The sequence below is a fragment of the Variovorax sp. PAMC 28711 genome, from assembly GCF_001577265.1.
In the GTDB taxonomy this organism is placed as follows: domain Bacteria; phylum Pseudomonadota; class Gammaproteobacteria; order Burkholderiales; family Burkholderiaceae_C; genus Variovorax.
The window spans coordinates 4,186,963-4,212,723 of record NZ_CP014517.1 but is presented as its reverse complement, the minus strand read 5'-3'; the positions used below and the strand labels follow the sequence as shown (position 1 = coordinate 4,212,723).

Annotated in this window: 23 protein-coding genes; 13 read left to right on the top strand and 10 right to left on the bottom strand. The window is 66.5% G+C overall.

Features of this window, described 5'->3' with window-relative positions; genetic code table 11:
* The first annotated feature begins 50 nt into the window (after window positions 1-50).
* Genes AX767_RS20295 through AX767_RS20265 form a run of 7 tightly spaced genes read left to right on the top strand, consistent with a single transcriptional unit; the run spans window position 51 to window position 5,642 of the window.
* Window positions 51-692: a peroxiredoxin gene (locus tag AX767_RS20295; protein WP_068633017.1), complete on the top strand. Its 642-nt coding sequence runs from the start codon at window positions 51-53 to the stop codon at window positions 690-692.
* A 9-nt stretch (window positions 693-701) separates the two neighbouring features.
* On the top strand, window positions 702-1,247 hold the full coding sequence (locus AX767_RS20290) for an RBBP9/YdeN family alpha/beta hydrolase (protein ID WP_068633015.1): 546 nt from the start codon (window positions 702-704) through the stop codon (window positions 1,245-1,247).
* Window positions 1,244-2,245: a sulfate ABC transporter substrate-binding protein gene (locus tag AX767_RS20285; protein WP_068633013.1), complete on the top strand. Its 1,002-nt coding sequence runs from the start codon at window positions 1,244-1,246 to the stop codon at window positions 2,243-2,245. Before AX767_RS20290 ends, AX767_RS20285 begins: the two co-directional genes overlap by 4 nt.
* Window positions 2,246-3,136, top strand: a complete 891-nt coding sequence (gene cysT / locus AX767_RS20280; RefSeq protein WP_068633011.1) for a sulfate ABC transporter permease subunit CysT — start codon at window positions 2,246-2,248, stop codon at window positions 3,134-3,136.
* Window positions 3,133-4,035, top strand: coding sequence for a sulfate ABC transporter permease subunit CysW (gene cysW / locus AX767_RS20275; protein ID WP_068633010.1), 903 nt, complete (start codon window positions 3,133-3,135; stop codon window positions 4,033-4,035). Before cysT ends, cysW begins: the two co-directional genes overlap by 4 nt.
* A 12-nt stretch (window positions 4,036-4,047) precedes the next feature.
* Window positions 4,048-5,142, top strand: a complete 1,095-nt coding sequence (locus tag AX767_RS20270; RefSeq protein ID WP_068633008.1) for a sulfate/molybdate ABC transporter ATP-binding protein — start codon at window positions 4,048-4,050, stop codon at window positions 5,140-5,142.
* Complete coding sequence (locus AX767_RS20265) at window positions 5,139-5,642, top strand: disulfide bond formation protein B (protein ID WP_068633006.1); 504 nt, start codon at window positions 5,139-5,141, stop codon at window positions 5,640-5,642. The genes AX767_RS20270 and AX767_RS20265 overlap by 4 nt, the downstream gene beginning before the upstream one ends.
* 12 nt (window positions 5,643-5,654) lie before the next feature.
* On the opposite strand, the gene bla is transcribed toward AX767_RS20265, so the two are convergent.
* Genes bla through AX767_RS20240 form a run of 5 tightly spaced genes read right to left on the bottom strand, consistent with a single transcriptional unit; the run spans window position 5,655 to window position 9,727 of the window.
* Window positions 5,655-6,542 carry a class A beta-lactamase gene (gene bla / locus AX767_RS20260; RefSeq protein WP_068633004.1) on the bottom strand — a complete coding sequence of 296 codons (888 nt, stop codon included), beginning with the start codon at window positions 6,540-6,542 and terminating at the stop codon, window positions 5,655-5,657.
* 21 nt (window positions 6,543-6,563) lie between these two features.
* Window positions 6,564-7,256 carry a mobilization protein gene (locus tag AX767_RS20255; protein WP_068633002.1) on the bottom strand — a complete coding sequence of 231 codons (693 nt, stop codon included), beginning with the start codon at window positions 7,254-7,256 and terminating at the stop codon, window positions 6,564-6,566.
* Window positions 7,257-7,307: 51 nt separating this feature from the next.
* Complete coding sequence (locus AX767_RS20250; protein ID WP_068633000.1) at window positions 7,308-8,609, bottom strand: type II toxin-antitoxin system HipA family toxin; 1,302 nt, start codon at window positions 8,607-8,609, stop codon at window positions 7,308-7,310.
* A complete protein-coding gene (locus AX767_RS20245; protein ID WP_068632998.1) occupies window positions 8,606-8,926 on the bottom strand; it encodes a helix-turn-helix domain-containing protein in 321 nt (106 codons plus the stop codon). Before AX767_RS20245 ends, AX767_RS20250 begins: the two co-directional genes overlap by 4 nt.
* Before the next feature lie 42 nt (window positions 8,927-8,968).
* Entirely contained in the window at window positions 8,969-9,727 is a 759-nt protein-coding gene (locus AX767_RS20240) for a hypothetical protein (protein ID WP_068633954.1), read from the bottom strand.
* Window positions 9,728-9,821: 94 nt separating this feature from the next.
* On the opposite strand from AX767_RS20240, the gene smc reads away from it, so the two are divergent.
* The 6 genes from smc to def all read left to right on the top strand — a co-directional run bounded on the left by smc (window position 9,822) and on the right by def (window position 19,456).
* Entirely contained in the window at window positions 9,822-13,337 is a 3,516-nt protein-coding gene (smc, locus tag AX767_RS20235) for a chromosome segregation protein SMC (RefSeq protein ID WP_068632996.1), read from the top strand.
* Between the two features lie 19 nt (window positions 13,338-13,356).
* Window positions 13,357-14,454, top strand: coding sequence for a cell division protein ZipA C-terminal FtsZ-binding domain-containing protein (locus tag AX767_RS20230; RefSeq protein WP_068632994.1), 1,098 nt, complete (start codon window positions 13,357-13,359; stop codon window positions 14,452-14,454).
* A gap of 103 nt (window positions 14,455-14,557) precedes the next feature.
* Window positions 14,558-16,192, top strand: coding sequence for an SMP-30/gluconolactonase/LRE family protein (locus tag AX767_RS20225; protein WP_068632992.1), 1,635 nt, complete (start codon window positions 14,558-14,560; stop codon window positions 16,190-16,192).
* 108 nt (window positions 16,193-16,300) lie between these two features.
* Window positions 16,301-18,379: an NAD-dependent DNA ligase LigA gene (gene ligA, locus AX767_RS20220; protein WP_068632991.1), complete on the top strand. Its 2,079-nt coding sequence runs from the start codon at window positions 16,301-16,303 to the stop codon at window positions 18,377-18,379.
* An 88-nt stretch (window positions 18,380-18,467) separates the two neighbouring features.
* Window positions 18,468-18,920 carry a hypothetical protein gene (locus AX767_RS21115; protein WP_082755099.1) on the top strand — a complete coding sequence of 151 codons (453 nt, stop codon included), beginning with the start codon at window positions 18,468-18,470 and terminating at the stop codon, window positions 18,918-18,920.
* Entirely contained in the window at window positions 18,917-19,456 is a 540-nt protein-coding gene (gene def, locus AX767_RS20215) for a peptide deformylase (RefSeq protein ID WP_068633953.1), read from the top strand. Before AX767_RS21115 ends, def begins: the two co-directional genes overlap by 4 nt.
* Before the next feature lie 11 nt (window positions 19,457-19,467).
* On the opposite strand, the gene AX767_RS20210 is transcribed toward def, so the two are convergent.
* Genes AX767_RS20210 through map form a run of 5 tightly spaced genes read right to left on the bottom strand, consistent with a single transcriptional unit; the run spans window position 19,468 to window position 25,730 of the window.
* Window positions 19,468-19,872 carry a DoxX family protein gene (locus AX767_RS20210; protein ID WP_068632989.1) on the bottom strand — a complete coding sequence of 135 codons (405 nt, stop codon included), beginning with the start codon at window positions 19,870-19,872 and terminating at the stop codon, window positions 19,468-19,470.
* A 46-nt stretch (window positions 19,873-19,918) separates the two neighbouring features.
* A complete protein-coding gene (gene pgm, locus AX767_RS20205) occupies window positions 19,919-21,574 on the bottom strand; it encodes a phosphoglucomutase (alpha-D-glucose-1,6-bisphosphate-dependent) (RefSeq protein WP_068633952.1) in 1,656 nt (551 codons plus the stop codon).
* Window positions 21,575-21,600: 26 nt separating this feature from the next.
* Entirely contained in the window at window positions 21,601-22,287 is a 687-nt protein-coding gene (locus AX767_RS20200) for an HAD family hydrolase (protein ID WP_068632987.1), read from the bottom strand.
* Between the two features lie 13 nt (window positions 22,288-22,300).
* Window positions 22,301-24,904 carry a [protein-PII] uridylyltransferase gene (locus AX767_RS20195; protein ID WP_068632985.1) on the bottom strand — a complete coding sequence of 868 codons (2,604 nt, stop codon included), beginning with the start codon at window positions 24,902-24,904 and terminating at the stop codon, window positions 22,301-22,303.
* A 1-nt stretch (window position 24,905) separates the two neighbouring features.
* Window positions 24,906-25,730: a type I methionyl aminopeptidase gene (gene map, locus AX767_RS20190; protein ID WP_068632983.1), complete on the bottom strand. Its 825-nt coding sequence runs from the start codon at window positions 25,728-25,730 to the stop codon at window positions 24,906-24,908.
* Between the last annotated feature and the right edge of the window lie 31 nt (window positions 25,731-25,761).

The window sequence follows — 25,761 nt, the reverse complement described above, 5'->3', positions numbered from 1 at the left end:
ATCCGAAGGAAGCTCCGGACAATCGCCGCTCCCATCCTCCTGGAGCGACCATGGCTACCCTTCGACTCGGCGACACCGCCCCCAATTTCACGCAGGACTCGAGCGTCGGCCCGATCGATTTCTACGGATGGGCGGGCAATGCGTGGGTGGTGCTGTTCTCGCATCCGGCGGATTTCACGCCCGTCTGCACCACCGAACTGGGCAAGACGGCGGCACTCTCCGGTGAGTTCGCAAGGCGCGGCGTCAAGCCGATCGCCTTGAGCGTCGACCCTGCGGCCAAGCACCAGGAATGGATCGCCGACATCAACGAGACGCAGAACACCACGGTCGATTTCCCGATCCTGGCCGACGCCGACAGGAAGGTCGCCGACCTCTACGACATGATCCACCCGAACGCGTCGGCCACGGCCACGGTGCGCAGCGTGTTCATCATCGATCCGAAGCACGTGCTGCGCACCACCTTCACCTACCCGGCGAGCACGGGCCGCAACTTCGACGAGATCCTGCGCGTCATCGACTCGCTGCAACTCACTGACAGCCACAAGGTGGCGACGCCGGTGAACTGGCAGGACGGCGACGACGTCGTCATCGTGCCGAGCATCCAGGACCCGGCCGAGATCGCCGAGCGCTTTCCCAAAGGCTACAAGGCGATCAAGCCCTACCTGCGCATCACGCCGCAGCCGAACAAGTAAAGCGACCCTGTGACGGCTCCTCGCATCGTCATCGTGCCGGGCTGGCGCGACTCCGGGCCCGGCCATTGGCAGAGCCTGTGGGAGGCGCGCATGCCGGGCGCGGTGCGCGTGCTGCAGGACGACTGGGTTAGGCCTACGCGCACTGCGTGGGTCGGCGCGCTGGCGCGGCTGGTGCTGGCGAGCGACGAGCCCGTGGTGATCGCGGCGCACAGCCTCGGCTGCATCGCGACGTCGCATCTGCCGCCCGAAGCCGCGGAGCGCATCCAGGGTGCACTCCTCGTGGCGCCGGCCGACCCCGAACGTCGCGCCGTGCTGCACGACTTCGCGCCGGTGCCCTATGGCGCGTTGCCGTATCGCAGCATCGTGGTCGCGAGCAGCAACGATCCTTTTTGCCCCGTTCGGCTGGCGGGTGCCTACGCCCGGGCCTGGGGCAGTGAATTTGTCCGCATGCAGAATGCGGGCCACATCAACACCGACTCGGGACATGGAGAGTGGCCGCTCGGCCTGGCCCTGCTTGAGTCGCTGACTTCCGTAGAAACCTTGGCAACCACATGACTTCCAGAATCAAGACTGCCCTTGCCGTCCTCGCCTTCGCCGCGAGCGGTGTCGCTTCCGCCCAGACCACGTTGCTCAATGCGTCGTACGACGTGGCCCGCGAGTTCTACAAGGACTACAACGCGGCCTTCGTGGCGCACTACAAGAAGACCACCGGCAAGGACGTGAAGATCGATCAGTCGCACGGCGGTTCGAGCGCCCAGGCGCGCTCCGTGGCCGACGGCCTCGACGCCGACGTCGTGACCATGAACACCACGACCGACATCGATTTCCTCGCGGGCGTGGGCGTGGTCGCGAAGGACTGGCAGAAGAAATTCCCGGACAACGCATCGCCGACCACGTCGACCATGCTGTTCCTCGTGCGCAACGGCAATCCCAAGGGCATCAAGGACTGGGATGACCTCATCAAGCCGGGCGTGCAGGTCGTGATCGTCAACCCCAAGACCGGTGGCAACGGGCGCTACGCCTACCTCGCGGCCTGGGGCTACGTGAAGAAGAAGGGCGGCACCGATGCACAGGCGGCTGAATTCGTCGGCAAGCTGTTCAAGAACACGCCGGTGCTGGCACGCGGCGGTCGCGATGCCACCACGGCCTTCCTGCAGCGCAACATCGGCGACGCGCTGATCACCTTCGAATCCGAAGTGGTGTCGATCGACCGCGAATTCGGTACGGGCAAGGTCGATTCGATCTACCCGTCGATCAGCATCGTGGCCGAGAACCCGGTGGCGGTGGTCGAACGCACGACCGCCAAGAAGGGCAGCGGCGAGATCGCCAAGGCCTACCTCGACTGGCTCTATTCCGAAGAAGCACAGGACATCGCGGCCAAGCATGCGCTGCGCCCGCGCTCGCAAACCGTGCTGAAGAAATACGCCGCGACCTTCAAGCCGCTGCAGCTCTTCACGGTTCAGGAACTGTTCGGCAGCCTCGGTGAAGCGCAAAAGGTCCACTTCAACGACGGCGGCCAGTTCGACAAGCTCTACACGCCCGGCGCGAAGTAAATGACCGGGGTCGCTTCTTCGGCGCTGCCGTCCGCGGTGGCGCGGCTTTCACGTCCGGGCCAGCGTGCTGGCCGGCGTGTATTGCCAGGCTTCAACATCACGCTCGGCTACACGGTGCTGTATCTGAGCCTGATCGTGCTGGTGCCGTTGTCGGCGCTGGTGTTCAAGACCTTCACGCTCACCTGGGACCAATTCTGGGTCGCGGTAACGGCGCCGCGCGTCATGGCGTCGTACCGGCTGACGTTCGGCGCTTCGCTCATCGCGGCGCTGGTCAACCTGGTGTTCGGCCTGCTCGTGGCCTGGGTGCTGGTGCGCTACAAGTTTCCGGGCAAGCGCATCGTCGACGCGCTGGTCGACTTGCCGTTCGCCTTGCCGACCGCGGTGGCCGGCATTTCCCTCACGGCGCTTCTCGCCGGCAACGGCTGGATCGGCCAGTTCCTCGAGCCGCACGGCATCAAGCTGGCCTTCACGCCGGCCGGCATCGTGATCGCGCTGATCTTCATCGGCTTGCCCTTCGTGGTTCGCACCGTTCAGCCGGTGCTCGAAGACACCGAGAAAGAACTCGAAGAAGCCGCGACGTCGCTCGGCGCCACGCGGCTGCAGACCTTCACCAAGGTGATCCTGCCGACCATCACGCCCGCGCTGCTCACCGGCTTCGCGATGGCCTTCGCGCGCGCCATCGGCGAATACGGCTCCGTGATCTTCATCGCCGGCAACATGCCGATGGTGTCCGAGATCACGCCGCTCATCATCATCGGCAAGCTCGAGCAGTACGACTACGCCGGCGCCACGGCGGTCGCGCTGGTCATGCTGGTGATTTCGTTCCTGCTGCTGCTCGTTATCAACGGACTGCAAACCTGGCAGCGCCGCCGCGCGGGAGCACCGTTGTGAGTGCGCCCGCCAAGGTGATCCGTCGCGCGCGCGCCGGCACGACCGAAGCGCCCTGGGTGCGATGGACGCTGATCGGCATCGCGCTGGCGTTCATGTTCCTGTTCCTCGTGCTGCCGCTGGCGGCCGTGGCGACCGAGGCGTTGCGCAAAGGGTGGGGCGCGTATGTCGAGGCGCTCAAGGAGCCCGACGCTTGGAGCGCGATCGAACTCACGCTCATCACGGCGGCCATCGCGGTGCCGCTCAACCTCGTGTTCGGCGTGGCGGCGGCGTGGGCCATCGCCAAGTTCGAGTTCCGCGGGAAGTCGTTCCTGACGACGCTGGTCGATTTGCCCTTCGCCGTGTCGCCGGTGGTGGCCGGCCTGATCTACGTGCTGGTGTTCGGCGCGCAGGGCTGGATCGGCCCGTGGCTTGCCGGGCACGACATCAAGATCATCTTCGCGGTGCCCGGCATCGTGCTGGCGACCGTGTTCGTGACCTTCCCGTTCATCGCGCGCGAATTGATTCCGCTGATGCAGGCGCAAGGCACCGACGAAGAGCAGGCGGCGATCGTGCTCGGCGCGACCGGCTGGCAAACCTTCTGGCGCGTCACGCTGCCCAACATCAAGTGGGGCCTGCTGTACGGCGTGATCCTGTGCAACGCACGTGCCATGGGCGAGTTCGGCGCGGTGTCGGTGGTGTCGGGCCACATTCGCGGCCAGACCAACACGATGCCGCTGCACGTGGAAGTGCTCTACAACGAATACCAGTCGGTCGCTGCGTTCGCCGTGGCGTCGCTGCTGGCCATCCTCGCGCTGGTCACGCTGGTGATCAAGTCGGTCATCGAATGGCGCCACGAGCGCGAAATGAAGGCCATTTCGGAGCTGCCGCCCGAACGACCCACGCCAGCGTCTGCGGCCTGAGAGAGAAGAACCATGAGCATTGAAATCCGCAACATCAGCAAGCAGTTCGGCGAGTTCCGCGCACTGAACAACGTGAACCTCGACGTCGAATCGGGCGAACTCGTCGCGCTGCTCGGGCCGTCGGGCTGCGGCAAGACGACGCTGCTGCGCATCATCGCGGGCCTCGAAACCGCCGACCAGGGCAGCATCCTGTTCTCGGGAGAGGACACGACCGACGTGCATGTGCGCGAGCGCCAGGTCGGTTTCGTGTTCCAACACTACGCGCTGTTCCGCCACATGACCGTGTTCGAGAACGTTGCGTTCGGCCTTCGGGTCAAGCCGCGCAAGGAGCGCCCGAGCGATGCGCAGATCAAGCAGAAGGTGACCGACCTGCTCAAGCTGGTGCAGCTCGACTGGCTGGCCGATCGCTATCCGTCGCAGCTGTCTGGCGGGCAGCGCCAGCGCATCGCGCTCGCACGCGCGCTGGCGGTCGAACCGAAGGTGCTGTTGCTCGACGAACCCTTCGGCGCGCTCGATGCCAAGGTGCGCAAGGAGCTGCGGCGGTGGCTCCGCCGCCTGCACGACGAGCTGCACGTCACTTCGATCTTCGTGACGCACGACCAGGAAGAGGCGCTCGAAGTGGCCGACCGCGTGGTGGTGATCAACAAGGGCCACATCGAACAGGTCGGCTCGCCGCAGGAGGTCTGGGACCATCCGGCCAGCCCGTTCGTCTACGGCTTCCTCGGCGACGTGAACCTGTTCCATGGCCGCGCCGACCACGGCGCGGTGCAGCTGGACGGCATGCGGCTCGATTCGCCCGAGCACAGCGCCGCGCGCGACGCCAAGGCCATGGCCTATGTGCGACCGCATGATCTGGGCGTCGAGCGCTACACGCCCGGTGCCACGGGTATCGTCGCCACGCTGACGCGGGTGATCGTGGTCGGACCGACCGCGCGGCTGGAACTTGAGCCCACCGAATCGAATCCAGATAATCCGGGCTCCGGAACCATCATCGAAGCGCAACTCCCTGCGCAACAGTTCCGGGAACTTGGCCTGAAGGAAGGCGACACCGTCGTCGCCACGCCGCGCAAGGCCAAGGTGTTCGTAGAAGACTGGGTTTCTCCTTGATCGATTGGTACTTCGGCGCGCCGCGCCGCGCGTTCGCGCTGATCACCGTGGCCTGCGTGGCCATGTTGGCATTCGGCTTCTATCTGCAGCATGTCGTCGGACTCGAGCCCTGCCCGATGTGCATCGTGCAGCGCTACGCACTCATCCTGGTGGGACTGATTGCCGGACTGACGGCGCTGGCGAGCGGGCGCCGCCTGCAGTCCACCGGGGCGGTGCTGGCACTGATCGTCGCGATCGGTGGTGCCTACACCGCCGCGCGCCAGAGCTGGCTGCAGTGGTATCCGCCGGAGTTCGGCTCCTGCGGTCGCGACATCTACGGAATGATCGAGACCTTCCCGTTGCAGCGCGCCATTCCTATGATCTTTCGCGGCAGCGGCGACTGCACCAAGATCGACTGGACCCTCCTCGGTCTGTCGATCGCGAACTGGTCGTTCGTGTGCTTCGTCGGTTTCGCGCTGTTGTTGCTGGTGCTGATCTTCAAGCGCGCACGCAGCGCCTGACACGCCAGCGCTTCAGGCGCCGACGAAATCCGGAATCAAGGCCGCCACCGCAGCCAGTGCGGCGTCGCGTTGTTCGAGCGCCGCCGCGGTCTGCGTGAGATAGGCCGCGACGAGAACCGGCGGGCGATTCGGCGGCCAGACGACGCCCACGTCGTTGTTGGTGCCGAAGGCACCCCCGCCCGTCTTGTCACCCACTTTCCAGCCAGCCGGGAGGCCGGCGCGGAGCTTCCGGTCGCCGGTCTTGTTGGCCAGCAGCCAATCGCGCAATTGCTCGCGCGAAGCGGGCTTCAACGCATCGCCGAGCACCAGTTTGCGCGTCAGGCCGAGCATGGCCGCGGGTGTCGTCGTGTCGCGTGGGTCGCCGGCGATCGCTTCGTTCAGGCTGGGCTCGTTGCGATCGAGGCGCGTCGTCCTGTCGCCCAGTGAACGCACATAGGCCGTGAGTGCGGTCGGGCCGCCGAAGCTGGCCAGCATCAGGTTGGCCGCCGCGTTGTCGCTCTGGGTGATGGTCGCTTCGCAGAGTGCGCCCAGGGTCATCGTGCCGCCGACATGCGGTTCGGTGAGCGGCGAATGCGGCACGATGTCGGCGCGCGCCACCGTCACCGCACGCGCGAGCTCTTCCTGGCCAGCATCGACGCGGTGTAGCACCCGGGCCGCCGCGAGCAGCTTGAAGGTGCTGCACATCGGGAAGCGTTCGGCGGCGCGGTATCCGATGCGGCGTCCGCTCGCGGTGTCCAGCATGCACACGCCCAGGCGCCCGCCGCTCGCCTGCTCGATGCGCTGAAGTGCCGCCTTCAAGTCGCCGGTGCCGTCAGGACGGCTCAGGTCGCTGGCAGTGGCGCGGGCCGCCATGGCCGCCAATCCGGCGGTCAGGGCCAGTGAAAAAACTCGTCTCTGCATTCGTTGCTTCGGGTTGCTGACTCAGAGCGGCAGGGTGTCGAAAGCCGCGTAGGTGGTCGTCAGCCAGCTCTTCACGCGTTGGCGTTCCAGCAGGCCCAGCGCATGCGGGCCTTCGCGGTCGTTCACGGCTTTCCAGAAACTGGTGTTCTGCGAATCGATCTTGCGCATGCTGGCGTCGTGCAGGCGCGGCAGCGCGATCACGCGCGCCCCGTTCGCCGTGGCCTTGGCGAGCGCCTGCGATGCCAGCAGCATGCCGAAGTCGCTGCCGCGGCCATAGTTCTGCACCACGATGTAGTTGGGCCGACTCCCGAAGGTGTCGATGAGCGTGCCGAGCAGGTCGGTCGAATCCCTGCCATCGTCCAGCACATGCCAGAAATTGACTGCCACGCCGAGTTCGGCGAACACGTCGAACAGGTCCGACTCCTTGATCCAGCGCGACAGCGGTGCCAGCGTTTGCGCGGCCAGGTCGACGATCACGCTCTGCGCGGGGTTCGTCTCGAAGCTGTTCACGATGGTGTCGAGCCCTTCGAAGCTGTCGACCACCACCGGCGACGCAAACCCTTCGTAGAAACGCGTGAAAGAGCTGTGCGACCGGTCGGTGTCGAAGCCGGTGAACGGCTTGCTGTGGTCGATGAAATATTGCGCAAGCACCCGTGCGGTGACCGACTTGCCGACGCCGCCTTTTTCGCCGCCGATGAAATTGATGGAGCTCATGAAGTGCCTGGAAAAAGTTGGGAGAAGGGTGGAAGAAAGCAGCAAAGCATTTTAGGTGCCGCGCCGCGCAAGACCTTGCAGGAAAGGATGCGCCTGCAAGCGCTGCCGGAGCCGTTTTTGCCAGGCTGGCGGCAGGCTGGAGCCCTCGATCATGGCGGGCCAGCGGTCGCGTGCACGGCGGCTGGTGTCGGCGATGAGCTTGCGCACCAGCGGCTCGTGCAGCGCGGCAGCCGCGCAAAACGCGCGCAAGGTGGTCGGCGTGAAAAGCGCGGTGCGGCGGGCGGGGCGCACCGCGCCTGCCGCGCTCGGCATCAGCGGCAGCGCGTGCCCTTCGACGCCTTGCAGCGCCGCGTAGGCCACGATGTCGTAGGCCGGTGCCAGGCGCGGCGCCATGCCGTCGGGGTAAAGCACGCCGAAGTTCTTCAGGTGCCCATCGGGGTTGCCGAGCAGGTCGTTGACGGCGAGGCGCCGCAGCAGTTCCAGTACAGCGTCTTCTCCCAACGACGGAAAGGCCTGCATCGCCAGCGCCATTTCGAGATAGCTCGCGCTGTATTTGTTCAGGGGGTCGATCGAGAGCACCTGTGCGAAGTCTTCGAAGTGGATGCGACGCGCGCCGTCGCGGTCGAAGCGGGTGACGGCGAGAAAGTCGGACTCGTCGGGCAACGCATAGCTGTGCTCCGCATGGATGGCCGAGAGCGGCGCCAGCTCGGCATGGCACACCTCGACGCCCGCGGCGGCGGCCATGTCGAGCGAGAGCTTTTCGAGCCGCGGCATGTGCGGCTGCCCGACCACCGGGAGCTTGGCGATCACGCGTGTGCTGGCGCCCGCGCGGGTGCGCGCCACGTACCGCCCGCCCTGGCGACGCAGCCCCAGCTTGGGTTGCACACCCGAGACCGAAATGCCTTGCGGCAACGGAATCTCGACCACCGACATTTCGAGCGCGTCCTGGTCTTGCGTGACCAGGCGCTGCAATGTCGCGCGGTCGACCGCGACGGGCCGTGCGCCGACCGCGCCGGGCAGGTCGCCGCCGCAGGCAGCCAACAGCTCGAAGTGATCGTCGTCGCGGCAGCCGCGCAACTGCGCGATGTGCGTGCGCAATACGCCCTCGGGCAGCAGGTTCTGAAAGAAGGTCGGCAGGCGTCCGCCCTGGGCATTGAAGAGCGGGTTCTTCACGTCGCGCCACAAACCGGACTGGCCCGCAACGTCGCCGGCCACCATCGACAGCGACAGCACCTCGAGCGGCGGATCGGCGGCCAGCGCCGGCTCGGCGACGAAGCGGCACAGGTCGGCGTACTGAAAGAGCTTGCCGAAGCGCCGGGCGCCGAGCGAAATCTCGAGGATCTTGACGTTCATGCCGCGCTGGCCCGCTTGCGGACGGGAGACGGGGCGGCCGGCGCGCGTGCCACGGCAGCGCCGATGCGCGTGGTGACGGGCCGGTAGTCCGGATCGGCCTCGGCGCTGGCGCCGAAGCCCTTGGGCACGAGCTGCAGTTCGAGCCCCAGCGCGTCGACCAGCGCCAGCAGCGACGACAGCTGCGGGTTGCCTTGCAGGCCGAGCGCATTGCGGACCGACCGGTCGGTCAGGCCGGAGCGAAGCGCGATCGCGGCGTTCGAGAGCCCAGCGGCGTCACGGCGGGCGACGAGTGCAAGCGTGAGTTCCTTTTTATTCACGGAAAGATATTACCGTAAATAGCTTAAAAAGAAATTTGTTTCCTAAGGTTTGGTCAGTGCAATCAGGGGGCCGAGACTGCCCAGAATCCAGTTCTGGCTGAAATCCAGCGCCGCCCGCCGGTACTTTTCATCGGCCTGCGCCGCCATCAGATCGAGCCGCGCGGTGACTTTCGAGAGCTCACGGTCGGCTACCAGATTGCGGCCGCGCTCGCTGATCTCGGTGGCGAGCAGCAGCGGCTGGCCATCGGCGCCGCTTTTGGAGCCGAGCAGCCACAACGAGATTTCGAAGTTGCGCGCTGCGCGGTAGGCGTTCTCGGCATCGACGCCGTCGAGCATCTTCTGCTCCCAGGTGTCGCCATTGGCCTGCTTGAGCATGGAGGCCCAGCCGTACACCAGTGCCGCGATGCGATCGCCCTGGAACCCTTGCGACCCGTTGTCGAACGCCAGCCGGATGGCCTCGATGCCCGTCGTGCCGCGCCACTCCGGCAAGGGCGTGCCCTGCAGGGCCGCATCCCAGGTGCGCTTAATGGCCTCCTCGGCGCTGGGCGCCCATTTGCGCCACTCGCGCGGGTTGCGCCGGTACAGCGTGAGTTGCACGCGTCGTACCGATTGCAGGTTGTCGCGCAGCGCCAGATTGGCGACACGATTGGTCCCGGATTGCAACCATTCATTGCCGGTATAGGTATCGGCGCGCTCCGTGGTTCGCATGGCGCCGCAGCCGTTCAATGCAAGCGCCAACGCCAGCGCTGCCAGAGGCCAGCGGGTATGCGCGAAGGGGGTGGGATTCGGTGATTCGCTCATGGTGCGCACGTTATCATCGGCGCTTCGGGCGGCACCGCATTCCGCATGCGTTTTTCCTTACAAATCAACACCTTGGCAAAAAAGCCAACACGTCGTGCGTCTCAACTCCATCAAGCTTTCCGGCTTCAAATCGTTCGCTGAGCCCACCAATTTTTTGCTGCCCGGCCAACTCGTCGGCGTGGTCGGCCCGAACGGTTGCGGCAAGTCGAACATCATGGATGCGGTGCGTTGGGTGCTCGGTGAATCGCGCGCCAGCGAACTGCGCGGCGAGTCGATGCAGGACGTGATCTTCAATGGCACCACGACGCGCAAGCAGGCCAGCCGATCGAGCGTCGAACTGGTGTTCGACAACGCCGACCACCGTGCGGGCGGACAGTGGGCGCAGTTCACCGAAATCGCCGTCAAGCGCGTGCTGACGCGCGACGGCACCAGCAGCTACTACATCAACAACCAGCCGGTGCGTCGGCGCGACGTGCAGGACGTGTTCCTCGGAACCGGCCTCGGCCCGCGTGCCTACGCGATCATCGGGCAGGGCACGATCAGCCGGATCATCGAGTCCAAGCCCGAAGAGCTGCGCCTGTTCCTCGAAGAAGCGGCCGGCGTGTCGAAGTACAAGGAGCGTCGCCGCGAGACCGAAAGCCGGCTCGGCGACACGCGCGAGAACCTCACGCGCGTCGAAGACATCCTGCGCGAACTCAACGCCAATCTGGAGCGACTCGAGAAGCAGGCCGAGGTGGCCGCGCGCTACAACACGCTGCAGGGCGATGCCACGAAGAAGCAGCACCAGCTGTGGTTCCTGAAGCGCGGCGAGAGCGAGAACGACCAGGCGAAGGTCAAGGCCGATGCGGGCAAGGCGCTGAACGATCTCGAGTCGCGCACCGCCGATTTGCGCCGCATCGAATCGGAACTCGAAACCGTGCGCCAGGCGCACTATGCCGCCGGCGACCATGTCAACCAGGCCCAGGGCAAGCTCTACGAAGCGAGCGCAGAAGTCGGCCGGCTCGAAGGCGAGATCCGCTTCGTGGTCGAAGGGCGGCAGCGGGTGGAGCAGCGCCTTGTCCAGTTGCGCGAACAGATCGCGCAATGGGGCACGCGCCGTGAAGATGCCGAGGCCGAAATCGAAACGCTGGCGGGCCAGGGCGTCACCGCCGAGGAGCAGGCCATCACGCTGGCCGCGCAACTGGAAGACCATGACGCACGCATGCCGGAGCTCGAAGAAGCGCAGCAACGTGCGCAGACCGAAGCCAATGCCCAGCGCGCGACGGTGACGCAGGTGCAGCAGCAGATCCAGGTGCTGGCGGCCGACCAGCGCAACATCGAAGACCAGAACCGCCAGCTCACGCAGCGCAGCGAACGCCTTCGCGCCGACAAGAACGCCCTGGCCGCACCCGATGAAGCACGTCTGCTCGAACTGCAATCGCAACTCGACGTGGCACAGGAATCCTCCGCCGAAGCCGAAGCCCGCTTGCAGGAGCTTCAAGACAACGTACCGCAACTCGACGACGACCGTCGGACGCGGCAGCAGGCCGTCAACACCGAGGGCGCCCGCCATGCCGAGCTGTCGGCGCGGCTCGAGGCGCTGCGTGCGCTGCAGGAAAAGGTCAAGACCGACGGCAAGCTCGCGCCGTGGCTCGCGAAGCACGGCCTCGAAGGCCTGCAGGGGCTGTGGAGCCGCATCCACATCGAGCAGGGTTGGGAGAGCGCCCTCGAATCCGCGCTGCGAGAACGCATGGGCGCACTTGAAGTCAGCCGGCTCGAGATGGTGCGCGCCTTCGGCAACGACGCGCCGCCCGCCAAGCTCGCGTTCTACAGTCCGCCCGCCGCAGGCGTGTCGACCGGGCAGGGCGCCTTGCCCCGCCTGTCGGACCTGCTTCGGCTGAACGACGCCGGCCTCCAGGCCTTGCTGGTCGAATGGCTGCACGGCTGCCTCACGGCGCAGAGCTTCGACGATGCGATGGCGCAGCGCGACCAGTTGCAGCCCGGCGAAGTCATCTATGTAAAGAGCGGCCATGCCGTGTCGCTGCACAGCGTGAGCTTCTACGCGCAGGATTCCGAGCAGGCCGGCTTGCTGGCGCGCCAGCAGGAGATGGAAAACCTCGACCGTCAGCTGCGTGCCCAGACCCTCATCAACGACGAGTCGCGCACCGCGTTGGTCCGCGCCGAGGCCGCATACGCGGATGCCGCTTCGCGGCTGGTCGGTGCGCGCCGTGAAGCCGCCGAAACCCAGTCGCGCGCGCATGAGCTGCAGGTTGAAACCTTGCGCCTGTCGCAACTGGCCGAGCAGACGCGCGCGCGCAGCGAGCAGCTCGCCAACGACCTCGGCGAGGTCGATGCGCAGCTCGAAGAGTTGCAGGAAAAGCGGTTCGCCGCCGAGTCGCGCTTCGAGGAGCTCGACATGCAGCTGGCCGACAGCCAGGAGCGCCACGCGCAACTCGACGAGCGCGTGATCGAAGCCGGTCGTGCGCTCAACGCCGCGCGCGAACAGCACCGCAGCCTGGAACGCCAGGCACAGGAGGCGACGTTCTCGCAACGCACGCTGGAAGCCCGCCGCGGCGAGCTGAACCGCGCCATCGAAACGGCCGCGCAGCAGAACGTCGCGCTGGCCGACGAAGAAGAGCGCGCTCGCGCGGAGTTCGGACGCCTGTCCGACGCCGCAGCCCAGGCCGGCCTGCAAGACGCGCTGTCGCTCAAGCTGGAACGCGAGACCGCGCTCGGCGCGACGCGCAGCCAGTACGACGACCTCACGCAGAAGCTGCGCGCCAGCGACGAGCGGCGGCTGACGCTCGAGCGCGAGCTCGATCCGCTGCGCCAGCGCATCACCGAATTCCAGCTGAAGGAACAGGCCGCGCGTCTCGGCTTCGAGCAGTACCAGCAGCTGCTGACCGATGCGGAGGCCGATCTCGAAGCGGTCGCGCTGTCCATCGACACCGACAAGGTCAAGCTGACCGGCCTGCAGGGCGAGATCGACCGTCTGCACCGCGAAGTCGCCGCACTCGGCGCGGTCAATCTGGCGGCGCTCGACGAACTGGCCACGGCCACCGAGCGCAAGACCTTCCTCGACGCGCAATCGGCCGACCTGAACGAGGCCATCGGCACGCTGGAAGACGCGATACGCAAGATCGACGGCGAGACCCGCGAACTGCTGGGCGGCACCTTCAAGGTGGTCAACGAGCATTTCAGCCGCATGTTCCCGGAGTTGTTCGGCGGCGGCAATGCGAGGCTCGTCATGACCGGCGACGAAATCCTCGATGCCGGCGTGCAGGTGCTCGCGCAGCCGCCCGGCAAGAAGAACCAGACCATCCATTTGCTCTCGGGCGGCGAGAAGGCGCTCACCGCGATTGCGCTGGTGTTCGCGATCTTCCAGCTCAACCCTGCGCCTTTCTGCCTGCTGGACGAAGTGGATGCGCCGCTGGACGACGCCAACACCGAGCGCTATGCCAAACTCGTCACCGCCATGAGCCGCGAAACCCAGTTCCTCTTCATCAGTCACAACAAGATCGCCATGGAAATGGCCGAACAGTTGATCGGCGTGACGATGCAGGAGCAGGGCGTGTCGCGCATCGTGGCGGTCGACATGGAATCCGCCGTGTCGCTCGTCGAAGCTGCCTGATCCCGCACCCGCCCGCACCATGAGCAATCTCACCGTCGCCCTGGCGATCCTCGGCGGCCTCGTCCTCGCGGCCGTCATCGGCTACAACGCCTGGAGTTCACGCCGCAACGCGCCGCGCCAGCCCGATGCCGTCGACGGCGAACTGCCCCGGGGCACGATGCCGGCGCCGCTGTCGCCTGAAGACCCGGTGATGCACAGCGATCCGTATCCGACACCGGGCAACGAGCGGCACGAGCCCTTGTTCGACCCCGATCTGCCGGCGCCCACGGCGCTGCCGATCCCGACGGCGGACCGCCGTGGTGGCCTCGACCCGCTGATCGACGTCATCGCCCCCGTGTCGCTCGACGGTCTCGCCTCGGGCGACGCCGCCATCGCCGCGATGCCCGCGACGCGCCGCGCCGGCAGCAAGCCGGTCGCGATCGAGGGCCTCAACGAGCACACCGGCGAATGGGAAATGCCCGCGCCCGGCCAGCGCTACGGCGCGTTCCAGGTCGGCGTGCAGCTGGCCAATCGCACCGGCGCGCTCAACGAAATCGAATATTCGGAGTTCGTCGTCAAGGCGCAGGCCTTCGCCGACGCGCTCAATGGCGCCCCGGAATTTCCCGAGATGCTCGACGAGGTCTCGCGTGCGCGCGAACTCGATCAGTTCGCGAGCGGGCACGACGCGCAGCTCGGTTTCGTGCTGCGCGCCCTGCACGCGGCCTGGAGCCCTGGCTACGTGCAGCAGAACGCGGCACGCCTGGGCTTCGTGGCGGGGATCATCCCCGGCCGCATGGTCTTGCCGACCTCCGAAGCCGGCCTGCCACCGATCCTCGGCCTGTCCTTCGACACGCAAGCTGCGCTGGCCGATGACCCGGCGCAATCGGCGATTCGCGAACTGACCCTGAGCCTCGACGTGCCGCAAGTGGACCGCGGCGAAGAGCCGTTCCGCCGCATGCGCGAAGCCGCCGCCTCGCTGGCGCGCGACATGGATGGCGTCGTGACCGACGGCGACGGGCAACTGCTGCGCGACGAGACCATGGACGTGATCGGTGCCGACCTCGAACAGCTCTACGACACGCTCGAAGCGCGCGACCTCGCGGCCGGATCGCCGCTCGCGCGCCGGCTCTTCAGCTAACGCCGGAGTCGCGCACGCGTCCCGGCGCCGGGAAAGCCCGGTTGCCGCGGCCTCCGGACGGCCGCTAGATTGCCTTCGCGCACCTCTGCGCGAGGAGACAACCATGAAAAAAACCACCTTCCGGGCCGCATGGCTCGGCGCTGCGCTGGCGTTGCTCGGCGCCTGCACCTCGCCGCCGACGCGGCCCGCGGCCTGGGCGGCGCCCGAAGTGCTGGTCGCACCGTCGTCGTTCGCGGGCGTCCACGGGCTGGCGGTCGACCAGAAGGGCCGCTTGCTGGCCGGCTCGGTCGTCGGCAGCTCGCTGTGGGAAGTCGACCGCACGACCGGCGCTGCAAAGGTGCTGGTCCCCGGGCCCGAAGGACAAGCCGACGACATCGCGGTCGGCGCGCGCGGCGAGCTCGCGTGGACCAACTACCTCATGGGCATGCTGCGCTACCGCGAGAGCGACAGCGCACCGATGCAGGTGCTGGCGAAGGATCTTCCCGGCCTCAACTCGCTGGACTTCGACCGGCGCAACGGCAAGCTCTATGCGTCGCAGGTGTTCCTCGGCGATGCGCTGTGGGAGATCGATCGCGCAGGCAAAGCGCCGCCGCGGCTCATCAAGAAAGACATGGGCGGTTTCAACGGCTTCGAGGTCGGTCCCGACGGCATGCTCTACGGACCGCTGTGGTTCAAGGGCCAGGTGGTCAGGATCGATCCGGCCAACGGCAACATGACCGTGATCGCGGAGGGCTTCAAGATTCCGGCCGCCGCCAACCTCGATGGCAAGGGCAACCTGTGGGTGGTCGACACCCGCTCCGGCGAGCTGGTCAAGGTCGACCTCGCCACGGGGCGCAAGACCGTTGCCAAACAACTCGAACCGTCGCTCGACAACCTCGCGATCGCGCCGGACGGCACGGTCTACGTGTCGAACATGGCCAACAACCAGATCCAGGCGTTCAATCCGGCCACCGGCGACCTGCGGACCCTGACGAGCGGCAAGGTGGCCCTGCCCGCCGGCCTGAAGATCGACGGCGACGACCTCTGGGTGGCCGACGTCTTCGGCTTCCGGCAGGTGGATGTGCGCAACGGCGCGGTGCGCGACGTGTTCCGCATGCAGCGCGATCCCGATCTCGACTATCCGTTTGCCGTGGGGTTGTCGGCCAGGCTGTTCGCGCTGACGTCGTGGTTCACCGGCACCGTGCAGCTGGTCGACCGCCAGACGCTCAAGACCGTCGAGACGATCCACGGGCTGAAGGCGCCCTACGACGCGATTCCGATGGCCGATGGCAGCGTGGTGTACGCGGAGATCGCCACGGGCTCGATCACTCGCGCCAGTGGCCCCAAGTTCGCCGACAAGAAAGTGCTGGCCAGCGGATTGGGCGGGCCGGTCCAGATGGTGCTGGGCCAGGACGGCGCGCTCTATGTCACCGAGGCCGCCGGCAAACTGACCCGCGTGCCGCTCGACGGCGGTGCGTCGCGCACCGTCGCAGAAGGACTCGCGCTCCCGGAAGGCGTGGCGCAGACCCCGTGGGGCAGTTTCATCGTGGCGGAAAGTGCGGCGCGGCGGCTTGTGGAGATCGACGCGGTCGACGGCCAGCGCCGCACGGTGGCCGAGAACCTGCCGATCGGCATGGCCGGCGGGCCCGGCATGCCGCCGCCCTATGTGGTGACGGGTGTGGCCGTGGGGCGCGACGGCTCGATCTACATGAGTGCCGACCTGAACAACGCGATCTATCGCATCCGTCCACAGCGCTGACCTGAAGGGGCCGGGGCCCGCGTCTATGATCGGCGCGAGCCGCCCCGACGCCGACCTCGGCCGTGGGCACACGATGACCCGGCCACGCGCCGTTCCAGGATCGACAGGATGACCCCACGGGAGCAGGCGGTGCAAGAGGCCGCTGCATTGAGCGAACAGTTGCGCCACCACGCGCACCGCTATTACGTACTGGACGCGCCGGAGCTGCCCGATGCGGCGTACGACCAACTGTTCCAGCGCCTGCAAGCCCTGGAAGCCGAACATTCCGACCTGCGCACCGCCGACTCGCCCACGCAACGCGTCGGCGGCAAGGTGCTCGATGGCTTCACCAAGGTGCGCCACAAGGTGCCGATGCTGTCGATCCGCACCGAGACCGACATCACCGCCGCCGGCGCGAGCGCGTTCGATGCGCGCGTGCGCAAGGAACTCGGCCTCGCCGAGGACGGGCCGCCGGTCGACTACGTGTGCGAGCTCAAGTTCGACGGGCTCGCGCTCAATCTGCGCTACGAGCACGGCGTGCTCGTGCAGGCCGCCACGCGCGGCGACGGCGAGGTCGGCGAAGAGGTCACGCAGAACATCCGCACCGTGCAGCAGATTCCGCTGCGGCTGAACGGCAGCGCGCCGCCGGTGGTGGAAGTGCGCGGCGAGGTCTACATGCGTCGCGACCAGTTCGAGGCGCTGAACGAGCGGCAACGCGCGAAGATCGCGGCCGGCCAGAAGAACGAAAAGGTTTTCGTGAACCCGCGCAATGCAGCGGCCGGGGCGGTGCGGCAGCTCGATCCGGCCATCGCCGCCGCACGGCCGCTGAGCTTCTTCGCGTACGGGCTCGGCGAGGTCACGCCGGCGAGCGAGGGTGGCCCCGACTGCACCACGCAGTTCGATTGGCTTCAGCAGTTTCATGCGTGGGGTTTTCCGGTCGCGACGCAGACGCAGCGTGCGCGCGGCGCGATCGAACTGATCGCTTTCCACGAGACGATCGGGCGGCAACGTGATGCATTGCCCTACGACATCGACGGCGTCGTCTACAAGGTCGACAGCGTCGCGCTGCAAAGGCAGCTGGGCTTCGTTTCCCGCGAGCCGCGCTGGGCGGTGGCGCACAAGTACCCGGCGCAAGAGCAGCTCACCACGGTGCAGGGCATCGAAGTCCAGGTGGGCCGCACCGGCAAGCTCACGCCCGTGGCGAAGCTGGCGCCGGTGTTCGTGGGCGGCGTGACGGTGACGAACGCGACGCTGCACAACGAAGACGAAGCGCGGCGCAAGGACGTTCGCGTCGGCGACACCGTGATCGTGCGGCGCGCCGGCGACGTGATCCCCGAAGTGGTCGGCGTGGTGCCCGAAAGCGCAGCGAAGCCCGACGATCAGCGCGGGCCGGTCTTCACCATGCCGCGCCAGTGCCCGGTGTGCGGCTCCGATGCGGTGCGCGAAGAAGACGAGGTCGATTACCGCTGCACCGGCGGCTTGTTCTGCGCAGCGCAGCGCAAGGAAGCGATCCTGCATTTCGCGGCACGTCGCGCGGTGGAGGTCGAAGGCCTCGGCGACAAGCTGGTCGAGCAACTCGTCGACGCCAACCTGATCCGCACACTGCCCGACCTCTACAAGCTCGGCTTTACCACGCTGGTGGGCCTCGACCGCATGGCCGAGAAGTCGGCGAAGAACATCGTCGCGGCGCTGGAAAAGTCCAAGCAGACCACGCTGCCGCGCTTCCTGTTCGGGCTCGGCATCCGGCATGTGGGCGAGAGCACGGCCAAAGACCTTGCCAAGCATTTCGGCAAGCTCGACGCGATCATGGACGCGACGGAAGTTGAACTGCTTGAGGTGAACGATGTCGGCCCGGTCGTGGCCCAAAGTCTGCGCACCTTCTTCGATCAGCCGCACAACCGCGAGGTGGTCGAACAACTGCGCGCTTGTGGCGTTACCTGGGAAGAAGGCGAGCCCGCACCGCGCACGGTGCTGCCGCTTGCGGGCAAGACTTTCGTGATCACCGGTACCCTTCCTACGCTGGCGCGTGACGAGGCGAAGGACAAACTCGAGTCGGCCGGTGCCAAGGTCGCCGGGTCGGTCAGCAAGAAGACCGACTACGTGGTGGCGGGCGCCGAGGCCGGCAGCAAACTCGACAAGGCAATCGCGCTGGGGGTCGAGGTGATCGATGAAGCGAAGATGCTGGCGTTGCTTGCCGCCGGAGAATGATGCTTACCGCAGGTTACCTGGCTTCACACAAGCGCAGTCAACAAGGTTTACGGTAGGCCGTTGAAACAGGTGTCACAGGAGTTATGCCATGAACAGAATTCGATCGCTCGGCCTTGTCGCCGCCATGGGTGCCGTCGTCACGTTGACCGGCTGCGTTGCCGGGCCCGGGTACTACGGGGACGGCGGCTATTCGCAGCCGTACTATTCCGATCCGTCGCCGGTGGTGGTCGCGCCGCCCGTCTACATCCAGGGCGGTGGCTATTACGGCGGCGGTTCGTCGTATTACCGTGAGCCTTACCGGCAACCGTACTACGACGGGCGCGGGAGAGGCGGCAACGGGTATTACGGTGGCCGACCCGGCTACACGCCGCCGCGTCCTGGTGGCGGCTATGCGCCCGGCGTCGGACCGGGCCGTCCTATTCAGCCGCAGCCCGCAGCGCGTGCACCGCAAGGCGTGCCCCGCCCGTTCGTCGTGCCCCCGTCGGCACGTGGTCCTGGCGCAGTGGTGCAGCCATCGTGGAACAACAAGGAACAGCCCTGACCGTTCGCGACATTCTCAAGATGGGCGATCTCCGCCTGCTGCGCATCGCGCAGCCGGTGGCGGCCTTCGACACCGACGAACTGCACCTGTTGGTGCGCGACATGTTCGAAACCATGCACAGCGTCAACGGCGCTGGCCTGGCTGCCCCGCAGATCGGGGTCGACCAGCAGCTCGTTATTTTTGGGACGGATTCGGTGAATCCACGTTATCCCGAAGCGCCGATCGTGCCGCGCACTGTGCTTCTCAATCCGGTCATCACGCCAATGGGCGACGACGAAGAAGAGGGCTGGGAAGGCTGTCTTTCAGTGCCCGGATTGCGCGGCGTGGTGCCGCGATTCGCCAGCATTCGCTACACCGGCTTCGATCCGTACGGCGACCCGATTGACCGCACCGTGAGTGGGTTCCATGCGCGAGTCGTGCAGCATGAAGTCGACCATCTGCTCGGCAAGCTGTATCCGATGCGGGTGCGCGATTTTTCGCGCTTCGGTTTTACCGAGGTCCTGTTTCCAGGCCTCGATGCCGGCGACGACGACTGAACCCTGACGGATCAGTTGAACTTGCCGGTGCTGCCGCCCAGGCTCAGGCGGCCAGCGCCCATGAAACCGACCGCGATGGCGGCGAACAGGAACATGCCTTGCAGTTCGAGCGCCCAACCGCCTTGTTTGGTCATGGCGCCGAGGTCGGCCATGTGGACCAGGAAAATCGCGAACACCATGTTGATCGCGATGATCCATGCGGCAGGCCGGGTGAAAAAGCCGACGATGACCAGAATCGGCGCGACGACTTCGCCGATGTAGGCGCCGTAGGCGAGCGCGGCGGGCAAACCGTGTGCTGTCAGCTGGCCGGAAATGAAGCCGACGCCGCCCTTGAGCTTGGCGATGCCGTGCAACAGGATCAGGATGCCGAGCGCCAGGCGCAGGACCAGCTTGCCGGTATCGTCACTTTTGAACATTTGTGTATTCCTCTGAATGGTTGGAGTGCCCGGATGGTAGTGACTTTCAGGCCGGGTCGCCCAGGGCGCTGTTGACCACTTGTTGTGCCTCGGCGAGGATGCGCTTGAGGTGATCGGCGCCGAGAAAGCTTTCGCCGTAGATCTTGTAGATGTCTTCGGTGCCCGACGGGCGTGCCGCGAACCACCCGTTCTCGGTCATCACCTTGACGCCGCCCAGCGCAGCGCCGTTGCCTGGCGCATTGCTCAGCACGCGGGTGATTTTTTCGCCGGCCAGTTCCTTCGACTGGATTTGCGCGGGCGACAACGTCGACAGGCGCTTTTTCTGCGCCGGCGTGGCCGATGCGTCGACGCGATCCGACACCGGGTTGCCGAGCTTCGCCGTCAGCGCTGCGTAGCGCTCGCCAGGGTCGCGCCCGGTGCGTGCCCGGATCTCGCCCGAGAGCAGGGCCGGTGCCAGACCGTCCTTGTCGGTGGTCCAGACCGAGCCGTCGCGTCGCAGGAAACTGGCGCCGGCGCTCTCTTCGCCCACGAAGCCGAGCGAGCCGTCGACCAGCCCGTCGACGAACCACTTGAACCCCACCGGCACTTCGTACAGCGTGCGGCCCACGTTCGCGGCGACGCGGTCGATCAGGCTGCTGCTCACCAGCGTCTTGCCGAGCGCTGCGGTCTTCGGCCACTCCGGGCGGTGCGTGAAAAGGTAGTCGGCCATCACCGCGAGATAGCTGTTGGGCTGCAGCAGGCCAGCCGATGCGGTGACGACGCCGTGGCGGTCGTGGTCGGTGTCGCAGGCGAAGGCGATCGGGTAGCGGTCTTTCAGCGCGATCAGGCTGTTCATCGCGTACGGCGACGAGGGGTCCATGCGGATGCGGCCATCCCAGTCGAGCGTCATGAAGCGGAACGTCGGATCGACCGCGTCGCTCAGCACGGTGAGGTCGAGCTTGTAGCGGGCCGCAATGGCGCCCCAGTAGTGGACGCCGGCGCCGCCCAGCGGGTTGACGGCGAGCGGGCCGCCGCCGCTGCGGATCGCGTCCATGTCGACCACGTTAGCGAGGTCTTCGACATAGGTCGTCAGGAAATCATGGCGATGCGTGGTCGACGCCCGCAGTGCCTGCGCGAGCGGCATGCGCTTCACGCCCGCCAGCGCGTTTGCGAGAAACTGGTTGGCAGCCGCCTCGACCGCGCCCGTGATATCGGTGCCGGCCGGCCCGCCGTTCGGCGGGTTGTACTTGAACCCGCCGCTCTCGGGCGGGTTGTGCGAAGGCGTGATGACGATGCCGTCGGCCAGGTGCTCGGTGCGCCCGCGGTTGTAGACCAGGATGGCGTGAGAGATGGCGGGCGTCGGCGTGTACTCGTCGTCTTTGGCCAGCATCAATTCGACGCCGTTGGCCGCCAGCACTTCGATCGCGCTGCAGAGCGCCGGCGTCGACAGCGCATGCGTATCGATCCCGAGAAATAGCGGGCCGTCGATGCCCTTCTGCCGACGGTCATCGCAGATCGCCTGCGAAATAGCCAGCACGTGCCACTCGTTGAACGCGTTGTCGAACGACGATCCGCGGTGGCCTGACGTGCCGAAAGCCACACGCTGCGCCGGCACCGAGGGATCGGGCCGTCCGGTGTAGTACGCCGAGACGAGCCGCGGCACGTCGACGAGCAGGCTCTGGGGTGCCGGGTGGCCGGCGAGGGGGCTGATCTTCTGGCTCATGATGTGGCTTCCGTGTGCGGGTGTGTTCAGTGTGTCCACGTCAGCGTGGACAGGTCGGCGATGCGTTCGATCGTGATGTCGGCCGGCTCGAAGCCGGCGATGGCTTCGGTGTCGAGCGCGTAGTGCCCCTGGCGCACGAAGACCGTCGTCAGGCGCGCGCCCCAGATGGCTTTCATGGCCGCGAGGATGCGCAGCTTGTCGTCGATCATCACGTAGCGGCGCGCGGGATACAGCTGCGCAATCGTCTCGAGCATGTGCTCCTTGTGCACGTAGATCAGCACCTGCCCATCGACCGCGCCCCACAGGCCGGAACGCTCGACCTTGCGCGGCTGGAACACCACGTCGCCGTCCGAAACGATGACGGCCGAGCCCGTCGTCTGGAGGTACTGGAGCGCCGGCAGTGCGCCCGGATAGAGCCGGTCGGCGAACGGGTAGTCGACCATGTAGCGGCCGATCTGCAGCAGGCGCGGATCGCTGATTTGCAGCGGGTCCATCTCGCGGCGCAGGCGCTGCACCGCGCCGAGGTAGTCGACATAACCGAGCTCGTCCCGCAGTGCCTCGAGGCCGGCCCAGTAGCGTGCCGCGAGTGCCTCGCCGAGCTCGGCTTCGATGTGGGTGTGCAGGTCGGCGATGACGCCGTCGTTGTCGAGCAGCGTGTTGTCCACGTCGATGAGAAAGACGATGTCGCGGGTGGGGTCGGTCGTCGCGTTCATCGCAGGGGGCCTTTCACGCAGCGAGTGCGTCCATCAATTCGGTTTGGATCGCGAGCTGCGCACGCTGGCCCTGCAGTTCGGGGCCGCTGATCAGGAAGGTGTCTTCTACCCGCTCGCCGAGCGTCGTGACCTTGGCGAGCTGCAGGTTCAGATGGTGCTGCGCCAGCACGCGCGCCACGGAGTAGAGCAGGCCCGCGCGGTCGCTGGCGGAGATGTTGAGCACCCAGCGTTGCGCCTTGTCGTCGGGCAGCAGGCTGATGCGTGGCTTGATCGGAAAACTGCGCACCCGACGCGACACGCGACCCTTGGCCGGCGGCGGCAGGGGGCCGGCTTCGTCGAGCGTTTTCGCAAGGCCGGTCTCGACCATGCTGATGAGGTCGCGGTAATGCTCCGGCACATAGGCGGTGACGATCTGGAAGGTGTCGAGCGCGTAGCCGTTGCTGGCGGTATGCACCTTGGCGTCCAGGATGCTGAACGACGACTGGTCGAAGTAGCCGCAGATGCGCGCGAAAAGATCCTGCTGGTCGGGCGTGTAGACGACCACCTGCAATCCCTCGCCGACCGGCGAGGTGCGGGCCCGCACGATGGCGCGCGCCTTCGCATCGATCGGCATGCCCTTCACCGGCACATGCCGCGAGAGCTGCTTGGTGTGCCAGGCGATCTCCGAGGCGTCGTGCCGCATGAAGTAGCCGACGTCGAGCGTCTCCCAAAGCGCCTTGTGCGCTTCGAAAGGCTGCGCGTACAGCGCGAGCTGCACCAGCGCGTCGTGTTTGCGCGCTTCGATCTCGGCGCCGGCGTCGGGCATGTGGCCCCCGAGCGCGCGCAAGGTGATGCGGTAGAGGTCTTCGAGCAGCTTGCCCTTCCAGGCATTCCAGACGCGCGGCGAAGTGCCACGAATGTCGGCCACCGTGAGCAGGTACAGCGCGGTGAGGTAACGCTCGCTGCCGACGCGCTTGGCGAAGGCGGCCACCACTTCGGGGTCGCTCAGGTCTTGCTTTTGCGCGACCGTGCTCATGGTCAGATGCTCCGATACCAGGAACTCGACGAGCTTCATGTCGTCGCGCGCGATTTCGTGCTGGCGACAAAAGCGCTGCACGTCGCGGGCGCCGAGCTTGGAGTGATCGCCGCCACGGCCTTTGGCGATATCGTGGAAGAGGGCGGCCACGTACAGCACCCACGGCTTGTCCCAGCCCGCCGCGAGTTGCGAGCAGAACGGGTACTCGTGGGCATGCTCCGCGATGAAGAAGCGCCGCATGTTCCGCAGCACCATGAGGATGTGCTGGTCGACCGTGTACACGTGGAACAGGTCATGCTGCATCTGCCCGACGATGCTGCGGAACACGCGCAGGTAGCGCCCCAGCACCGAGGTCTGGTTCATCAGCCGGAACGCGTGGGTGATGCCGCGCGGCTCCAGCAGGATGCGCATGAAGGTGACATGGTTCACGCGGTCGTTGCGGAACTTGCTGTCCATCACGCGACGCGCGTTGTAGAGCGCGCGCAGGGTGCGCGACGACAGCCCGTTCACACCGATCGTCTTCTGGTAAAGCAGGAAGGTCTCGAGGATCGCGTGCGGATCGCGCTGGTACAGATCGTCGCTGGCAATCTCGATGAGGCCGGCGCGCTCGTAGAAGCGGTCGTTGATCTTCGTCGGCTCTTCGGCCACCGGCTGCAGGCGCTCGGCAATGTTCAGCAGCAGGATCTGGTTGAGCTGGCCCACCGCCTTCGCCGCCCAGTAGTAGCGGCGCATCAGCGCCTCGCTCGCCTTGCGCTGCGATTCGCCCACGTAGCCGAAGGTCGCAGCCACGGCGGTCTGCAGGTCGAACACCAGGCGATCTTCGCGCCGGTTGGCGATCACGTGCAGCCGCGCGCGGATGAGGCTGAGCAGCGCCTCGTTGCGCTTGATCTGCTGCACCTCGAAGGGCGTGGCCAATCCGTTTTTCGCGAGGTCGTCCCACCGGTTGCCGAAGCCTGCCGCCTTGGTCATCCACAGGATGGTTTGGAGGTCGCGCAGGCCGCCGGGCGACTCCTTGCAATTGGGCTCGAGCGCATAGGGCGTGTTGTCGAACTTCTGGTGGCGGTGCCGCAGCTCCTGCGACTTGGCCGCAAAGAACGCTTCGGGGTCGATATCGGCCAGGAAGCGCTTGCGAAAGGTGGCGTAGAGCTTCTTGTCGCCGGTGATGAAGCGCGATTCGAGCAGCGAGGTCTGGACGGTGACGTCCTTGGCCGCTTCGCCCAGGCATTCGTCGACCGTGCGCACGCTCGAGCCGATCTCCAGCCCTGCGTCCCAGCACTGGCCGATGAACGCCTCGACCCGGGCCGGCTCGATGGCCTCTGCATGGCCTTCGGGCAGCAGCAGGAGCACGTCGACATCGGAGTACGGAAACAACTCGCCACGACCGAAGCCGCCGACCGCGGCCAGCGTGAACGTGGCGCCGAAACCTGCGTCGTCCCACAGAGCGGTCAGTGTTTCGTCGGCCAGCGCGGAGAGCTGGCGCAGCACCGTGTGGACGCTGCGGGTGGGCGCGCGCGCCAGCCGAAGCGTGTCGAACAGGGCGAGCTTGTTCGCGCGGTAGGCCTCGCGCAACATCGCCACGTCGATCTTGGGCGCCTCGATCAAATCAGGTCTTGGTAGCGGTCACGAAGGAGGGCAGCGGCGGACTGCCGGCCGACAGCGTGAGCACCTCGTAGCCGGTTTCGGTGACCAGCACCGAATGCTCCCACTGCGCCGACAGCGACCGGTCCCGCGTCACGATGGTCCAGCCGTCGTACTTGCCGGCCTTGTGGTCTTCCTTGATCTCGCGCTTGCCGGCGTTGATCATGGGTTCGATCGTGAAAATCATGCCGGGCTTGAGCTCTTCCAGCGTGCCCGGGCGGCCGTAGTGCAGCACCTGCGGCTCGTCGTGGAACTTGCGCCCGACGCCGTGGCCGCAGAACTCGCGCACGATCGAGAAACCGTGCCCCTCGGCGAACTTCTGGATCGCATGGCCGACGTCGCCCAGGTGCGCACCGGGGCGCACCTGCAAGATGCCGTGCCACATCGCCTCGAAGGTGATCGCGCACAGCCGTTTGGCCGCGATCGAGGCGTCGCCGACGATGAACATCCGGCTGTTGTCGCCGAACCAGCCGTCCTTGATGACGGTCACGTCGATGTTGAGGATGTCGCCCTTCTTCAGCGGCTTGTCGTCGGGGATGCCGTGGCACACCACGTTGTTGACCGAAGTGCAAAGCGACTTGGGGAACGGCTCGCTGCTGGCGCCCATGTATCCGACGGTGGCCGACGTCGTGCCTTGCTCGACCATGTAGTCGGCCGCCAGACGATCGATTTCATTGGTGGTGATGCCGGGTTGGATGAAGGGCGTGAGGTAGTCCAGCACCTCGGAGCCCAGCCGGCCCGCCGTTCGCATCGCGGCGATGCCCTCGGCGTCGTGATAGGTAATGCTCATCCTCGAATTATCCCATTCGGCCGGCTAAAAT

Excerpts from the sequence above, each read along its gene's own strand:
- AX767_RS20295 (WP_068633017.1), top strand. The coding sequence starts at position 51 with ATGGCTACCCTTCGACTCGGCGACACCGCCCCCAATTTCACGCAGGAC.
- AX767_RS20285 (WP_068633013.1), top strand. The coding sequence starts at position 1,244 with ATGACTTCCAGAATCAAGACTGCCCTTGCCGTCCTCGCCTTCGCCGCG.
- cysT (WP_068633011.1), top strand. The coding sequence starts at position 2,246 with ATGACCGGGGTCGCTTCTTCGGCGCTGCCGTCCGCGGTGGCGCGGCTT.
- AX767_RS20270 (WP_068633008.1), top strand. The coding sequence starts at position 4,048 with ATGAGCATTGAAATCCGCAACATCAGCAAGCAGTTCGGCGAGTTCCGC.
- bla (WP_068633004.1), bottom strand. The coding sequence starts at position 6,542 with ATGCAGAGACGAGTTTTTTCACTGGCCCTGACCGCCGGATTGGCGGCC.
- AX767_RS20255 (WP_068633002.1), bottom strand. The coding sequence starts at position 7,256 with ATGAGCTCCATCAATTTCATCGGCGGCGAAAAAGGCGGCGTCGGCAAG.
- AX767_RS20250 (WP_068633000.1), bottom strand. The coding sequence starts at position 8,609 with ATGAACGTCAAGATCCTCGAGATTTCGCTCGGCGCCCGGCGCTTCGGC.
- AX767_RS20240 (WP_068633954.1), bottom strand. The coding sequence starts at position 9,727 with ATGAGCGAATCACCGAATCCCACCCCCTTCGCGCATACCCGCTGGCCT.
- AX767_RS20230 (WP_068632994.1), top strand. The coding sequence starts at position 13,357 with ATGAGCAATCTCACCGTCGCCCTGGCGATCCTCGGCGGCCTCGTCCTC.
- AX767_RS20225 (WP_068632992.1), top strand. The coding sequence starts at position 14,558 with ATGAAAAAAACCACCTTCCGGGCCGCATGGCTCGGCGCTGCGCTGGCG.
- ligA (WP_068632991.1), top strand. The coding sequence starts at position 16,301 with ATGACCCCACGGGAGCAGGCGGTGCAAGAGGCCGCTGCATTGAGCGAA.
- AX767_RS21115 (WP_082755099.1), top strand. The coding sequence starts at position 18,468 with ATGAACAGAATTCGATCGCTCGGCCTTGTCGCCGCCATGGGTGCCGTC.
- AX767_RS20210 (WP_068632989.1), bottom strand. The coding sequence starts at position 19,872 with ATGTTCAAAAGTGACGATACCGGCAAGCTGGTCCTGCGCCTGGCGCTC.
- pgm (WP_068633952.1), bottom strand. The coding sequence starts at position 21,574 with ATGAGCCAGAAGATCAGCCCCCTCGCCGGCCACCCGGCACCCCAGAGC.
- AX767_RS20200 (WP_068632987.1), bottom strand. The coding sequence starts at position 22,287 with ATGAACGCGACGACCGACCCCACCCGCGACATCGTCTTTCTCATCGAC.
- map (WP_068632983.1), bottom strand. The coding sequence starts at position 25,730 with ATGAGCATTACCTATCACGACGCCGAGGGCATCGCCGCGATGCGAACG.